Consider the following 15,276-nt stretch of genomic DNA (forward strand, 5'->3'; position numbering starts at 1 on the left):
GTTCCTCTATTACGGAGACGAATGGGAGAGGTCGGGTTTTAATCCACTTTCACCATGGGTTGAAGAGCTGGGAACGGGAGCAAACAGCTCCGAGTAGCCTCAAACATCCCAAAACAGCCGCAAAAGCTCCCTCATGTTACCGTAAACACCCCTGTCCCATCTGCCAGTGCAATAGAAAAAATAAATATAACTAATAAATAGTTTTTATTTATTGGTTGACAAAGTTTCCCTTCCGCGTTTATGATAACCGTATCTTGAATGGAGAAAGGAGGCCGATCCACATGATCCGCCATGGTGTTTTGTTGTCCGACCGTTTGAGCGACAATCGCATACCGGAATTCGTTCCATCGGCCTCTACGGGCCCGACGTAAGCGAGAGCAACCCCCCGGCACCGTTCCATGTACGTTCCGGCAGGGTCCTTCGTTTGCATCGACACATTCGGCATGAAGAGCAGCGCAGTGAGCTGCGAGCTTGCTCCATGCTATCGTACGCATAGACGCGTGACATGACGACCGTAGGCTTATGGCTTACGGTCTTTTTGCATTCATTTTTACTGGAATCAGAGAAACAGGAAGGAAGTTTGTCATCATATATGTTTACTTACAACGAGCAACAACCAAACGAAAAATATTACCGCAAGGTGCAGCTGCCGGCGGGCGATCTGCACGTTTTTGCGGGAGATCGGCTGTTCGAAGCGCTGGATTACAAAGTGTTCGACATGGCCAATAACAATCTGCAAATTCCGAACCGGCTCTACATGAGCTATACGCCGGACGTCCACGTGGGCGTTGGTACGTGCATCGGCACGACGGCGGTGTGGGAAGCCGCGAACGGCTACGTCTCCCCGTCGATTGTCGGCAGCGATATCGGCTGCGGGATGCGCGTTCACTTGACGAATCTGCATCGGGACGATCTGCAGGAGGTGAAGCTGCGGCGCAAGCTGGTCAAGGCGATCGAAAAGCTGCTTCCGGCCGAAGAGCACGCTCGCGGGCACTTCTCGGACATCCGGCTGGAGCACGTGCTGCGCAAAGGGCTGCACGGTCTCCCCAAAAAGTACATCCCGGACGGCTACACGCCGAAAAAAGCCACATCGCTCACGCATGTGGAGCACAGCAAGTTTGTTTTTGACGAGTCGCACTTGGATCGCCTGCCCGAAATGTACTGGCACCGGTCTCACCGACAGCTTGGGACGCTGGGGAGCGGGAACCATTTTGCCGAAATCCAGGCGATTGAGATCCACGAGAACAACCGGGCCGTTGCCGAAAAATGGGGACTGCGCGACGGTCAGATCATCGTCATGATCCACTCCGGCTCGCGGGCTTGGGGCGGCGCGGTCAGCCAGTACGGCGGCTCCGAGATCGGCAAATGGATGCGGCGCACGGGGACGGCTGATCCGCGGCTGATTTTTGCCCCGCTGGACAGCGAGGCGGCTGAGGCTTACGTCCATCTGATGTATTCCGCGCTCAATTATGCCGTCACGAACCGGCACCTGATCGCTTACGCCATTCGGGAAGCGTTCCGGGACGTCTGCGGCTCGAAGTTCGAAATGACGACGCTGTACGATCTGATGCACAATTACGCCTGGGAAGAAACGCATGGCGGCACGCCTTTATTCGTGCACCGCAAGGGGGCGACGCGGGCGCTGCCGGCGCAGCATCCGGACAATCCGGAGCCGTATCTGGCGACCGGCCACCCGGCCCTGATCCCCGGGTCCATGGGCACCTCGTCGTATTTGATGGTCGGTCAGCCCGGCGGGGAGCGCAACTATTACTCGATCTGCCACGGCGCCGGCCGGATTCGCTCGCGCAGCGCGACGAAGCGTCTTGTGACCGTCGATCAATTCGAATCGTCGCTGCGCGTCGGGACGGCGGACGAAATCGTCGTCAACCAGCGCATGCTGGAGTCGATCATCGACGAATCGCCGCAGGCGTACAAGGACGTCGATCAGATTATCGAGAGCGTGGTCGGAGCCGGACTTGCGTCCGTCGTCGCCAAATGCAAGCCGCTGGCGAGCATCAAGGGCGTTTAAACCGAATTAGTTCAAAAAAATGAAACGAGGAAATAGATATACTATGAGTTCTGTCATTAAAATAAACGAAAAAGCAAACCATCCGCAGCCGATCATTACCGCTTCCGGGGACGGCATACCAGGCCTCGAGATCGTCGAATACGGCGATTACGCCTTCGTCATTCAATCGATCCAAGCCCGGCTGGAGGGGCAATACCGGACCCGTTTTCAGCTATATGTCCAAGAAGATTACGGGCAGGATATTTGGGATCAATTGGAGCGCGACGTACAGGCGGCCAATCCCGAGGTTGAACGGCTTTGCGCCGTCTTCGATACGGTGGAGGCGCGCACTTTCACGTTCGGAGACGCGATGGAAGGAGAAGGACCGCGCATGTTCCCGTCGCTGCGCAACAATGTGTTCGTCTACCCGCGTTTCCGGGTGGCCATGGCGCGGGTACCGATGTTCCGGCAGCATGGCATTTTCAATGAGGATTTTATATGGGCCGAATCCGACGCGGGCTTGGCCGAGTTCCTGACCGATATGTCCCGCCGGCAGCGGCAGTACGACCGGGAGCAGGTGACCGTATTCAAGGATACTCGCGACGGGCTGGACCGCGAACGTGAATCGTTGACGCGCGGGGTAAGGCGGGATGAAGTGGTGATGAACGAAGGCGTGAAAACGGAAATTTACCGTTCCATCGACGAGTTTTTCGCGCAGGACCGGCACTTTTTCCAAACGTACGGCCTTCCCTACAAACGGGGCATTCTGCTGTACGGCAAGCCGGGCAACGGCAAAACGACCTTGGTCAAATCGATCGCGGGCAGTGTGGACGCGCCGGTCGCTTATTGGCACATTACCGAGTATACGACAAGCGACTCGATCCAGGAGGTATTCGAAGCGGCCGTCCGCATGGCCCCGATGGTGCTCGTGATCGAAGATATCGATTCCATGCCGGAGTCGGCGCGGTCGTATTTTCTGAACACGCTTGACGGGGCGACTTCGAAGGAAGGCATTTTCCTGATCGGGACGACGAACTATCCGGAGAAAATCGACCCGGCGCTGATGAATCGGGCGGGCCGTTTCGACCGGGCCTATGAAATCAGGCTGCCGGATGAAGATCAGCGGCGGAGCTATCTGCTGCTGAAGCGGCTGCACGAGCTTCTCGACGACGAAGCGGTGGCGGTGGCGGCGAGAGCGACGGAAGGGTTCACCTTTGCGCAGCTCGGCGAGCTGTATGTGTCGGCGGCGCTGCGCAAGCATTACGAGCATACGGTTGATGTGGAGCAGCTTGTGCGCGAGATGAATGCGGAGCTTGGCAAAGGCCGTACCCAGCTGTGGCATTCCGATCAAAAATCGTCCCGGGTCGGATTTACGACCGGTTGAGTATCACCGGAAGGTTCACCCTCGCTTGCTGGAACGTGTTAAAATGAACTTACATTTCTGGAAACGAGGGTGATCGGTATGGAGCATGTATTTCGGGAACGGATCACAACGGAAGAGCAGTTGGAAGCCTTGCTTCCGGTCTTGGGAGGAGCACCGAGCAAGCTGGTGGTGGACAAAGTCATCCACGCGCTTGATGCTCACGGCAAAGCGTTTATCGCCAAAGCGCCGTTTGTCGCCGTCTCGACGGCAGACGCCGAGGGATATTGCGATGTCTCGCCGCGCGGCGATGCTCCGGGGTTCGTGCATGTGCTGGACGACCGGCATTTGTTCATCCCGGAGCGCCCCGGCAACCGCCGGATGGACACCATACATAATATTATCGCCAATCCGCACATCGGTCTGATTTTCATCATCCCCGGTTTGGAGGAAACGTTCCGCGTGAACGGCAAAGCCTGTGTCACCCGCGACCCGGAGCTGCTGAAGCTGACCGCCGTGAACGGGCGGGAGCCGCTGATGGGTATCGGCGTCGAGGTGGAGGAGTGCTACATGCACTGTGCCAAAGCGTTCAAACGGTCCGGGCTGTGGAAGCCGGACTCCTGGCTGCCGGAGGGAGACCGGCCGTCCCCTGCGCAGATCCTCGCCGCTCATGTCAAGGGCAAAGCGGATCTGACGGCGGATCAAGTAGATCAAATGCTGCAGGAGAGCTACACGAAGCGGTTGTATTAATTTAGAGAACTGCGTGCATGAAAAGGCTGCCGGGAGAGCGGCCTTTTTGTGTGATAGGGGTGAGAGGTTCATGAAATCGTTCGGCAAAGATAGGAAAAAGATTACGGTAAACGGATGTTTGTTCCATTGTGTGATAAATCAATTTCCCCGCAATGAAGATGTTGGCTTTAGAGTATATTCTTCGAAAACTTCCTTTTTTGAAGTGCGCTTTTCGTGGAAAGGCAACTGGTACATCAACCTGCATCGGCCGTATACGTGCGCCAGCTTGATTCAATATGCGATTGAGCAGGGATGGGACTTTGCTCAAGAGAAGCAAACGATGAAAATCGAACAAGGCGATTTTCTTATCGATGAATTAAGATTCAGGTGAACGGAGGGAACAGATGACGTTAAGAAGCAAGGGCTCCCGAAAAATCGTTGTAGGAAACGAGCCATACCGTGGGGTCATTTCCGCAGCTTCCAAAGGATATCTTGTACTCATAGCGGAACACGGGCAGGAAAAAGGGCGGAAGCTTCAAGTATATATCGAATCGGATATCAATGATTATTGGGTGGATTTTCCATATGTGGACAGCTTAAACTTGAAGATTGTAACGCCGAAGGACGTGGCGACGATTATTTCTCATGCCATCGAACAAGGATGGAATCCAAAAGAGAAGAGACCGCCGATGGTTTTTGATTGGAGTGGGGAAGTGTTGGCTGGAAGGTAGTGGGCTTGATCTAGTAGTCCCTGTCCCGCTAAAAACGGTGGCAGGGACTTTGTGTGGATGTTAATTTCCTTTTTTTGATTAAAAAGGAAATTTTATTTTAATAAAATAACCCTAAAGTTTAGCTACCAAGTCGTTAATCGCTAATATGCATGAGTCTAAATACTCTCTTTTAATGTGGATTTCATTCCCCATAATGTAATGTCTTCCAGTAATAACTTTGCTAAATGGTGTACCCTCAGCAAATGCTACAACTCCTGTTGTCTGAAAATCTTTTATATTTACAAAACCATCGTAAAGTTTAGAATAAGTAAATGCACTAGGATGTGAAATGAGTACAGAATTTACATCATGGTCAATACTCTCAAGTACTGAGCTATAAGCAGAAGCAGGACCCATGTATTGAGTTAATCTGTTTTTAATAATCATGTGAATTCGAGGTAATGACCTGCCAGCAGTTTGTAACTTTGTTGGAAAAGAATAAGGTGTGTAAGTTGACCCTGAAGGTACATTAATACCGTGAATCAAAGCAAACATATTAATAATTGCTCTTCTTGACGAGTCATCTGCCATTACAGGTAATACTAGTCTTTCAGCAGTTGAAAGGGCAATCTGAGTGTATACAGCAAAACTTGGGTTAGAATCAATAAAAAAGTGAGTGTATGTTGTCCCCGTTAATTCAATAAAGTCTTTAATCCAATCTATTACTCTAATCCATGTATCCGTTCCTGGTATCTGTGTATTAGCAAGGGTAGCAATGGCGTTGGATTGGAGTTCAACAATTTGATCTCCAGCAAGCAAATCGATATTGCTTGGAATACTATTATTATAATTGAAAGGGGTGCTTACGAAGTCTTGATAATTAAGCGATGGAACAGAAAAAGGAGCGGGGAGTCTTTTTTCAAAGTAACCACCTACGGACTTCCTAGGATTCAAAGAGTGCAGTTGAGCAAGATTTGCTCCACCTTGTCCAACTAATCCACCTAGAAACAACTCAGATAAATTTGCTTGAGGACATAAGTCAATAGCAAGAATTCTAGATTCAGAATTTAACTCGGCAAATCTACATATTGATTGAAACGCGAGGCTGGTTTTACCAGTTCCTCCTTTGTTATTCCAAAAGGCATACACAGTCAAAAGTATTCCCTCATTTCTCGGATTATTTTCTATTACTATTGTATAATAATAAGTCTATTGTACCATAAATATGTAATATCTTGTAGAATAATGGAACTCGATGCCGAAATTGTGGTGAGCCTCATATCTAACTATCTTAAAGAGTCCCAGCCCACTTAATCCGCAGGCAGGGACTCTTTTTTTTCGCTTTCATGTTCAAATATTTCTCCTACAGTAATATCTAAGTACGAGCAGAGCTTGTCCAGCGTTTCCAAGTCAATTCTTTTTGCACGGCCATGATAAAGTTCGGTAACCGTATTACGAGCCAGCCCCGTACCATCCACGACATCAGATATTTTTAAGCGCTTTCGTCCCATAACTTCACTTAACTTATTGATGATCAAGCCTTTTTCCTCCTTTTATCGCTTCATTAATTGAAATATAAAATTCAAGATTTGGAATATTAAATACATGATATCAAAGTTAATGAAAATGATCAAAAAGTTGATTGTTTTTATTGACATGTTATGATATTTGTTGTACATTATGTTGCATAAGTTGAACAAAAAAATCAAAAAGTACTACTTTTGAGCCTTGTTGAAGATGCTAACTCGGAGAAGCTTGTTTTGGGCTTGGGAGTTTTAACTGCGAAGGAGGAAACGATGAGTATAGCACTGAGAAAACTGCTAAAAGATTTTCAGGACATCCAGATGGTTTGGGAAGCAGAGGGGAAGGCTTGGGAAGACGAAAATGAAAAAATGTATGCCTGCGGGGTTCAAGACGGCTTTAAGCACGCGGCGGTAGCTTTACATTCGATACTTCGCAAGGATACGGAACAAAAGAAAATCATCATCAAGGCTTGCGTTGAAATTTATGAAGAGCATCGACGACTGCATGCCGTGCGAAGGCTGTGTGAGGCTCTAGACAATACCGATCAAGCGAGAAAATATTTTCATGAGGCAATGGGGCTGGACAAAGCAGCTCATATTTTAATGCAGGCTGCGGGGATCGGATTGATGGATATCGTTAACGCTAATGCCGATGATCATACGACAAGGGTTGTTTTCGAGTGAGTCTTTATCCGGTAAGTTGTCAGTCGGAGAGCGCACTACGCACTAAAACGGGATGACTTGGATACAATAATAATGATACAATATAGTCAGATTAATGATATGGGAAAGGGCGTGAAACGATGCATATCAAGCCGTCTACGAGCATTCGTCAGGATTACAACGGGTTTTCGAAATTTTGCCATGAGATTGATGAACCCGTTGTGCTGACACGCAATGGAGAAGCCGATTTGGTGGTTATGAGCCATGAAGCTTTCCGCCGTATGGAGGCCCGTATCAAATTGCAGACCAAGCTTCTGGTTGCCGAGAAGCAAGTTGCCGAAGGTGCTGAATTGCTGGATCATGATCAAGTCATGGCAAACCTGCGGAGGAAAGTGAATGCCTCCAAAGAGTAGAGTGAGATATACACCGGCAGCGGTAGATGATCTGGATGAAATTTTTTCGTATATAACCCAAGATAACCTGCAGAACGCTGAAAAGATGCTGGAGAAGTTGAACCGTGAAATCGGGGGCCTTGCTGATTTTCCCCACATGGGGTCCGTATTGTCTGAGGATGACTATACGCTAATACAGCGTGGGTACCGTTTTATTGTCGTTTCACCATATCTGGTTTTCTACAGAATCATCAATAACGAAGTGATCATCCATCGGATCCTGCACGGACGAAGAGACTATTTGCGGGAGCTATTTTAAGGAAATGGCCGGCCTAACACCGACAGGAAAAAGGTCGGAGGCTTCATGTCCATATCGAATCGGAAATAATTATTTGGCGGAGTTTCCTTATACGGACAGTTTGAACTTAAAGATTGTGACGCCGAAAGAAGCGGCATAACCAGAACCGTGAAAGTCTCATTCCCGCGAATGCGTTGGGTGGGACTCTTTTCTGCTGGTCCGTTTGTTGCAAATGGGGGTCGATCGGAATGGAATTCCGGTTTTGATTTCATACTGAATATTGCAATATTCAGTAATATGTTACTATATAACATGGTATTAGATTTAATTCGTTGAAAGAGGTACGAAAAAATATGTGGAATGCGCTTCTGCCGAAGCGCCGCTGCGTACAGGACAGGATACGTTGGATCTGATCGCAGCATGCATTGAACATGATACCAATCTATTGGTGGTTCACGCTGAGACGCTTTCCGACGATTTTTTCAACCTTAGAACGGGTCTGGCAGGAGAGATGCTGCAAAAATTCGTGAACTATCGCTTGAAGACAGCCATCATTATAACGAACGAGTTGATTGTCAAAGGGAAATTTAAAGAGCTGCTTGCCGAAGCAAACAAAGGAAATGATTTCAGGGTATTCGGCAGCGCCGGGGAAGCGGAAGGGTGGCTTCTTGGCTTGTAACGAAATGGAGCACAACCACCGAGAGCAAATAAAGCGATTTACGTGCCTGTAATGCTGTCATTTGGAAGGGAACCGTTGCTTACAAAAGCAGAAGTCCCCTTGTTTGCATGAGCCGAAAATAAACGAAATGCAAGCAAGATTACCCGTCCTTCATCAAATGGGAATATTGTTCGCAATAAGGCTTGCACAAAAACAACGAAAAAAACGGTAAACGCTTTCAACCAAGGAATAAAACACTTTTAGAAAGTACAGTGATGATTTTTCCAGCACAATATCAAGAACTTCTTTCAGATCCGTCGAGTCGGGAAAATCATAAGTACTGCCATTTCGCTTTCTCCTCCTCTCATTTTCTTATGCACTTAAAATTTTATGAAGGTAATCGTAAATTTTGTATAGGTATATCTCTCACTCTCAACTTTAATCAAGGCTTGATGTGCTTCGATAATGGCTTTGACTAGCGCCAAGCCAATCCCTGACGAATCATGCTTTTTAGAACCTCCAGCTTTGTAGAATCGATCAAAAATATGCGGCAATTCCTCAGCGGCAATTCCTTCTCCGAAGTCTTGAATCACCAGCTCCGTATAGATCGGTGTATCTTTGACTTGAATTATAATTTTCCCGCCGGGTTTGGAATGCTCGATCGCATTCTTCAACAGGTTCAGCAAAGCTTCCTGCATCCATATTTTATCGTGAACAACGACTATTTCTTCCGGCGCATCCCAGTCAATCGACATATGATTATCACTGATCATGGTTTCCAAGCGATCCAGAACTTCCTCGATGGTCTCCACCAAATTGGCTGGTTCTTTATCAAATGATATGGCTCTGGCGTCGATTTTCGCTACCTTTAACAAATTTTGAATTAAGACATTCATTCTGGAGATTTGAACATCATTATTTTGCAATAGTTGAACTTGCTGCTGGCGGGGCAAGCTTTCATTCAACAGCATCTCATTGTATATGGATATAGTGGAAAGCGGCGTTTTTAATTGATGGGATATATCCTGCAGTATTTGTCTTAAAAAATCCCTCTCTTCAAGCAGACCCTGCATGCTTTTTCTAATAATATCTTTCATGGATCGAAATGAAGCCGCCAGCTTGGCGAGATCCCCTTCTTTATTTTCGTTTATGACAACCGAGTAATCCCCGTCGATTATTTTTTTTGCTGTCGAAGTAAGCTGTCTAATTTTATTGAAGACCATCTTGTATTGCATGTAATTTGCCAATAAAAGCATAAATCCGAAACAAAACAATCCCCAAAAAATAAATTGATTATGGCTAAGCATATGGTTATTTAAAAGGGGAAAAAGCTCTGACTCCAGATCTTCGTATAATCCATATTGCCTTAAGATCTCTCTCCCTTTTTCCTGATACTTACTTGAATCAGAAGAATGGCTTGTTAAGACTTTCATAATTTCCGCTTCATTCTCGGGATGTTGTTCGACCAATCTGGCCGTAATTTCCCCCCAAGCTGTAATAGAATCGTTTTTCAAATGATCGTAAAACAGTTGTTGCGTAATAAACTGGTATATGGTAAATAGAGCTAGCAGAACGGCTACTATCGTCATATAGCCTTTCAACTCGGTATTTTTCATCATCTTACTTTTTGCTCACATCCTTACTCCAACGATAACCCAATCCTCTTTGGGTGACGATAAACTGCGGATTTTTGGGGTCGTGTTCAATTTTGTCTCTTAAACGCTTAATGTATACAGATAACGTGTTTTCATCAAAAAAAACATCATCTCCATCCGTTATTTTCAGTAGGATTTCATTTCTTTTTAATGCCTTGTGGGCGTTCATCATGAAAGCGGTCAGAAGCTTATATTCTAAATTCGTTAATGGAATACATTCATGATTTTTATAAGCTTTGACTTGGCTCGTATCGATTTTTATATTCTCGGATGTTAAGATCACTGAAGAAGTTTCGAGCCGCGCTTGTTTCCGCAATTGCACTTTCACTCTGGACATGAGTTCCTTGACTCGAAAAGGTTTCGTAATATAATCGTCCCCGCCAATATCCAGTCCCATTACCACATTTGCTTCTTCATCCAGAGCGGTTAAGAAAATAACTGACGAATCGTTTTGTTTTTTGAAATGCAGACATAAATCATAGCCGTTTCCATCCGGAAGGCCGATATCCAGGATAGCCAAATCAAAAGTATCACGATCAAACTGCTGTTTCGCTTCTTTTACACCAGAGGCTCTGACCACCTCATAACCTTCATTTATCAATGAAAATTCAATGGCTAGACCAAGAGCCTCATCATCTTCAACAAGCAATATTTTATTCAAGTATGTTCTCTCCTTTTCCTTAATACCACTCCAGCCATTGATCAGTAAATCAGAACAGCCCGACTATAAAATAGCCAGGCCCTCGGTATTATTGTTCCCTGATAACATCAATGAGATTATCTTTTTGGATTTTTCTCAGCGGGACTAGAACAGATACGTAACTGATGAACAAAGCGGAAACAAACGTTATGAAACAAGCCTCATAGGGGATCGTCCATTGGATTTTCATAACACCGGAAGCAGCCAAATACATAATATAAGAAAGTATACAACCGAAAAAGATCCCTTGCAAACTTCCGGAAAAACCGTAAATCAGCGCTTCATAGATGATCATTTTTTTCAAATCCCTTTGTGACATGCCTATGGATTTTAACGCAGCCAGTTCTTTTCGTCTGATTATGATACTGATTGTAATCGTATTGAGGATATTGAGACTGCCAATCAAAGAAATGACCGTAATAAAACCATATACAAGCACTTTGATAACGAGCTCTGATTCTTTCTTTGCTTTATTCTCATCCAGGTGATTAACGATTGTAATGTCGTGTTTTGTTCCAACGGTCTGCTGGATGTCCGCAACGGTCGCGAGAGATTGAGTCGCATCCTTCAAATTGATTCTAAAACTGGAGTCCTGTTCGTAAACTTCGGATACATTTTCAATCGACTTCAATAGTTCCCCGGTTTGCTGGCTTTCTACTAAAGAATCAGGAGTATCATGTTTCAGATAGATGGTTAGATCCGATTTAGCAGACGAATCGTTCACATATTTGGATTCAAATGCGATATCCATGATCGACGAGAAAGTAATAAACAATACACTGCTTATAATAATTGACAAGATCGTAATGGTATAACGATTTTTATTTCTTTTTACATTTTTCAAGGCCAGGCTTAAGGGAAAAGATAAAGGCTTTTTCAGCGCGGTATTCTTTTGTTTTTTGATCGCTTCTTTTTTAATTGACAACCTGCTGCTGATTGCCAGCAATGGGGATATTCTGCCTGCAAAAAAAGCCGGGTAATAACTGGACGCTAATACGGCCGTCAGGGTAATGATCGAACTGATCAATAAAATGTGCCAATCAATATGAAAGAACGAAACACGTGCGCCATCTTCTAATAAAATCAAGAAAATGGATTGGAGAGCGGCAAGCGCCAATAAGCTGCATACAATCCCAAGCGGTATGGCGATGACAGCCAGCACGGCAGCTTCTCTCATAACGATTTGTCTAATTTGCTTTCGCGTAGCGCCGATGCTTCTCAATAAGCCGAACTGCTTCATCCGCTCTACGACGCTGATTTGAAAAGCGTTATAAATGACCACAGCCGTCGCGATCACCACAATACTGACGACGATGACCAGCATGGCCAAAATCGATTGATTCGATTCCGGTTTCAAAACTCTGATCAATTCTTCATTGATAACAATATTCTCGTCTTCGGTTAGTGATTTTATTTCCTCTAAAACCTCATTAAAGTTTGCTTTCTGATTAATTTCGACTACTATCCTGCCTTCTCCAAGAGCAAAATCGCGTTTATATGTTAATAATCGGGCCAAGTTATTTTTCTGTGTAAATGCGCGATTATCCAGTAAACCAACCAGTTGATATGTTTTTCCATCCAACTCAAATGAGTCGCCGATCTGAAGATCGGCTTTGATATGTGGAAGCGCCCATGAATCGACAGCAGCTTCATAGTCATTGGCCGGTAATTTGCCATCCATGAGGCTGTAGGTTAAAAATTCCAAGGCGCGATGATCAGCGAAATTCATTTGTACAGAAATCTCTCCAACCGGAACGATGTCACCCTGAGATATGAAACCAAACGATACAATTTGGGGATTATACCTGATTTTATTTACTATCGTTTCATCGTAATTTGAAATACCGGCATGAAAAGAAACCCCGTTTAACTTCTTGATGTTCTCGATTTGGGAAAGCTGCGATCCTTTCATAAACAGGCCGATCGTGGAAATTAACGCTACAGAGAGTACGATTCCGACCAAGGTCAAAATGGTTCGTTTGATATTCCCCTTTAAATACTTGCTGCTTAATTGTTTATAGCTGCTGATCAAAATCATTCTCCTCCAGCCTATGTCTTTTTCTCAGCTGCCGTTGATCGGAAATGATTTTACCGTCTTCTATTGTAACGACCCGGTCAGAAGCCGATGCAATCGTTAGATCGTGCGTAATCAATACAATGGTCTGATTGTATTTTTTGGCTGTTAATCTTAATAAATCCATGACTTCCTTCGTATTTCGCGTATCCAGATTACCTGTGGGTTCATCGGCCAGAATCAAATGCGGCCGATTTATAAGCGCCCTGCCAATGGAGACCCGTTGCTGTTGGCCGCCAGACAATTCGGAAGGCAAGTGATTCTTCCGTTCATGAAGCCCCAGGATTTCAATAATTTCATTCAGATACGGCGTATCTATCGGTTCATCATCCAATAACGTGGGCAAAGCGATATTTTCCTGAACATTCAATACGGGGATCAAATTAAAAAATTGAAAAATAAACCCGACTTTTCTTCTTCTGAATATCGAAAGCTCATCATCTGTATAATCATAAATATTATTGTCTCCAATGAATACTTGTCCTGAACTTGGCCGATCCAACCCTCCTAAAATATGCAGCAGTGTACTTTTTCCAGAGCCGGAAACACCTACGATGGAGACAAATTCTCCTTGCTGAATAGAAAGACTAATCCCTTTTAAGGCATACACCCTGTTATTGCCTTCACCATAACTTTTAACTACATTTTCCAGTCGTACGATTTCCATATCGTTCGCCCTTTCAACAGTCAGCTCAATCTTGTACATCTACAAAATTTACTTTTTCAGCGCTATCGGCATACACGTTCTCGATTTCCTTTAGAACCTTGTTCACCTCATCTTTATTCTTATAATCGAAACTACCCTTTTGAAAATGAATCAATGAGATCGTTGACTCGGCTTCGGTTAATTTGTTGTAAGTTTGGTCGTCAACAATAACAAGGTCCATTGTTGGTCTATACCCGATCCATGCCTGATGTTTAACATACTGTACGGGTACCATCTGACCGTTCAAATCGATTTGACCATTCTTCATTTCGAAATCACTTGAAGAGTAGAACAGATTATGACCACTAGATAATTCTTTTATGCCGGTTACAGGCTCTGAAATAATGGACGTGCTCCCAGGATCTTTTCTGGCTCTGATCATCCCCTTCTTGACGAATTGCTCAACTGTGGATCGATTAACCACCGAATACTTGATATCTCGGGTTTCAAATTGTTGACCAGTTTCTTTCTGATCTTGCTCTGACAGTTTAGAGATTATTTTTGTTGTAACCAACTTCAATTTGTAATCCATCGTTTGTTTGGTGTTATCTTTATACAACTGCTTGACTTTATTAACATCTTTTTCTGTGCCGATAACTACAATTCCATTGACCGATTGCGATGGACCTTCTACAAAACGTTTTACTCCAAATCCTATACCTGCAAAAATAACGATAACCAACGCGAAAACTATAATTCTTTTCATCTGACTGCTCCTTTATCATTGATAGTCTGGATTATAGACGAGATTTCTTAACAAATGAATGACTTTTGTCTAACCATTTGATCTTTTCGCTTACATTTTCGTAAGAATCGAGATTACGACTTTGCCTTTGAAAAGATGCTGGAGAAGTTGAACCGCGAAATCCGGGGCCTTGTCAAACCAGAACCGTAAAAGTCCCATGCCCGCGTAAAACGTTGGGTGGGACTCTTTTCTAATGGTCCGTTTATTGCAAATTGGGGTCGATTGGAATGGGATTCCGGTTTTGCTTTACTTCTTGAAAGAGGATGCTTTGTTCCAATACCGCGCCGTCTGATTTCAGTCCAAGCAGGCGTTCGAATTCTCCGATCGTAAGCGGCTTGGCATGCCGCATCAATTCGTATCCGACTTGACCGTTTGATTCCAGCGTAGCGGTTTTGACGTCGGTAATATTGGAAATTCCTTGTTGCCGCAGCCGCATCTCCAGTTGATCGACGGTCATGCGAATGGCGCGCAAATTGTCAGGCACAAGCTGCCCGTTTTCGATAACGACTTTGGATTTTGCCGTCATGATCTTTTCGAACCAGTCAAATTTTACTTGTAAATATTCAATGATGATCAGCACTACGATAAAAACCGCAGCCGAACCGGCGGCAATCCAGAGCCGATTGTTGGCAATCGGTTGAACAATGGTCGTGCCGATAGAGATCATAATGACGGTTGTGGCTACGCTCATTTGAGAGATTGACTTTCTGCCTGCGATACGCAGAAGTATCATGCCGGTAATAACTAATAAAGCAGATTTCCAAATCCAAGCCAGCTCCATGCGAGCAGCCTCCTTTTGGGGCGTATGGATTATAATCCATAAAATGGACAAGTGATCCCGGAATTATTCATGAAGAGTTACCTGGGGAAATTGGCTGTTTTGTATCATGAGCCCTGCATATTAACGTGCTGCACGCAATGGAAAAGCGGATTTGGCTGTTATAAACGATAATGCTTTACGACGTATCAAGCCCTCTCCTAATAGAGGGCTTGAGCTTGTTGAGAAACCCGCTTCGCGTATAAATTTTTTAGCATACGCCGGTGGGGTATATCCC

At 45.2% G+C, this 15,276-nt stretch carries 17 protein-coding genes; 9 read left to right on the forward strand and 8 right to left on the reverse strand.

Annotation, left to right across the window (positions count from 1 at the left end; genetic code table 11):
• The first annotated feature begins 592 nt into the window (after positions 1-592).
• The 5 genes from QJ48_RS21980 to QJ48_RS22000 all read left to right on the forward strand — a co-directional run bounded on the left by QJ48_RS21980 (position 593) and on the right by QJ48_RS22000 (position 4,828).
• Complete coding sequence (locus tag QJ48_RS21980) at positions 593-2,029, forward strand: RtcB family protein (RefSeq protein ID WP_054975638.1); 1,437 nt, start codon at positions 593-595, stop codon at positions 2,027-2,029.
• A gap of 43 nt (positions 2,030-2,072) precedes the next feature.
• Positions 2,073-3,392 (forward strand): ATP-binding protein, encoded by a 1,320-nt coding sequence (locus QJ48_RS21985; RefSeq protein ID WP_054975639.1) that lies wholly within the window; start codon positions 2,073-2,075, stop codon positions 3,390-3,392.
• A 78-nt stretch (positions 3,393-3,470) separates the two neighbouring features.
• Positions 3,471-4,118 carry a pyridoxamine 5'-phosphate oxidase family protein gene (locus QJ48_RS21990; RefSeq protein WP_054975640.1) on the forward strand — a complete coding sequence of 216 codons (648 nt, stop codon included), beginning with the start codon at positions 3,471-3,473 and terminating at the stop codon, positions 4,116-4,118.
• A gap of 70 nt (positions 4,119-4,188) precedes the next feature.
• Positions 4,189-4,488, forward strand: a complete 300-nt coding sequence (locus QJ48_RS21995) for a hypothetical protein (RefSeq protein WP_054975641.1) — start codon at positions 4,189-4,191, stop codon at positions 4,486-4,488.
• A 13-nt stretch (positions 4,489-4,501) separates the two neighbouring features.
• Complete coding sequence (locus QJ48_RS22000; RefSeq protein WP_054975642.1) at positions 4,502-4,828, forward strand: hypothetical protein; 327 nt, start codon at positions 4,502-4,504, stop codon at positions 4,826-4,828.
• A gap of 111 nt (positions 4,829-4,939) precedes the next feature.
• Here the strand turns inward: QJ48_RS22000 and QJ48_RS36150 are convergent, their stop codons facing one another.
• Together QJ48_RS36150 and QJ48_RS22010 are read right to left on the reverse strand one after the other, a co-directional pair.
• On the reverse strand, positions 4,940-5,956 hold the full coding sequence (locus tag QJ48_RS36150) for a ParA family protein (RefSeq protein WP_237763012.1): 1,017 nt from the start codon (positions 5,954-5,956) through the stop codon (positions 4,940-4,942).
• A 161-nt stretch (positions 5,957-6,117) separates the two neighbouring features.
• Positions 6,118-6,345, reverse strand: a complete 228-nt coding sequence (locus QJ48_RS22010) for a helix-turn-helix transcriptional regulator (protein ID WP_054975644.1) — start codon at positions 6,343-6,345, stop codon at positions 6,118-6,120.
• A 258-nt stretch (positions 6,346-6,603) separates the two neighbouring features.
• On the opposite strand from QJ48_RS22010, the gene QJ48_RS22015 reads away from it, so the two are divergent.
• The 4 genes from QJ48_RS22015 (at position 6,604) to QJ48_RS22030 (ending at position 8,362) form a co-directional block, all read left to right on the forward strand.
• The gene (locus QJ48_RS22015) at positions 6,604-7,014 is read left to right on the forward strand and encodes a hypothetical protein (protein WP_054975645.1); all 411 of its coding nucleotides are present in this window, start codon (positions 6,604-6,606) and stop codon (positions 7,012-7,014) included.
• 119 nt (positions 7,015-7,133) lie between these two features.
• On the forward strand, positions 7,134-7,406 hold the full coding sequence (locus QJ48_RS22020; RefSeq protein ID WP_036678081.1) for a type II toxin-antitoxin system Phd/YefM family antitoxin: 273 nt from the start codon (positions 7,134-7,136) through the stop codon (positions 7,404-7,406).
• Entirely contained in the window at positions 7,390-7,704 is a 315-nt protein-coding gene (locus tag QJ48_RS22025; protein WP_054975646.1) for a type II toxin-antitoxin system mRNA interferase toxin, RelE/StbE family, read from the forward strand. The genes QJ48_RS22020 and QJ48_RS22025 overlap by 17 nt, the downstream gene beginning before the upstream one ends.
• Positions 7,705-8,038: 334 nt before the next feature.
• Positions 8,039-8,362 (forward strand): DUF4180 domain-containing protein, encoded by a 324-nt coding sequence (locus tag QJ48_RS22030; RefSeq protein ID WP_054975647.1) that lies wholly within the window; start codon positions 8,039-8,041, stop codon positions 8,360-8,362.
• Positions 8,363-8,721: 359 nt separating this feature from the next.
• Here the strand turns inward: QJ48_RS22030 and QJ48_RS22035 are convergent, their stop codons facing one another.
• The 6 genes from QJ48_RS22035 to QJ48_RS22060 form a co-directional block, all read right to left on the reverse strand.
• The gene (locus tag QJ48_RS22035; protein WP_054975654.1) at positions 8,722-9,957 is read right to left on the reverse strand and encodes a HAMP domain-containing sensor histidine kinase; all 1,236 of its coding nucleotides are present in this window, start codon (positions 9,955-9,957) and stop codon (positions 8,722-8,724) included.
• Positions 9,958-9,961: 4 nt separating this feature from the next.
• Positions 9,962-10,657 (reverse strand): response regulator transcription factor, encoded by a 696-nt coding sequence (locus QJ48_RS22040; protein WP_054975648.1) that lies wholly within the window; start codon positions 10,655-10,657, stop codon positions 9,962-9,964.
• Between the two features lie 88 nt (positions 10,658-10,745).
• Positions 10,746-12,728, reverse strand: coding sequence for an FtsX-like permease family protein (locus QJ48_RS22045; RefSeq protein ID WP_054975649.1), 1,983 nt, complete (start codon positions 12,726-12,728; stop codon positions 10,746-10,748).
• On the reverse strand, positions 12,712-13,437 hold the full coding sequence (locus QJ48_RS22050) for an ABC transporter ATP-binding protein (protein WP_054975655.1): 726 nt from the start codon (positions 13,435-13,437) through the stop codon (positions 12,712-12,714). The genes QJ48_RS22045 and QJ48_RS22050 overlap by 17 nt, the downstream gene beginning before the upstream one ends.
• Before the next feature lie 25 nt (positions 13,438-13,462).
• A complete protein-coding gene (locus QJ48_RS22055) occupies positions 13,463-14,182 on the reverse strand; it encodes a lipoprotein BA_5634 family protein (RefSeq protein WP_054975650.1) in 720 nt (239 codons plus the stop codon).
• A 241-nt stretch (positions 14,183-14,423) separates the two neighbouring features.
• On the reverse strand, positions 14,424-15,002 hold the full coding sequence (locus tag QJ48_RS22060) for a DUF421 domain-containing protein (protein ID WP_193394480.1): 579 nt from the start codon (positions 15,000-15,002) through the stop codon (positions 14,424-14,426).
• Positions 15,003-15,276: the final 274 nt, after the last annotated feature.

Origin of the sequence: Paenibacillus sp. A3 (assembly GCF_001399685.1) — a bacterium.
GTDB lineage: Bacteria > Bacillota > Bacilli > Paenibacillales > NBRC-103111 > Paenibacillus_G.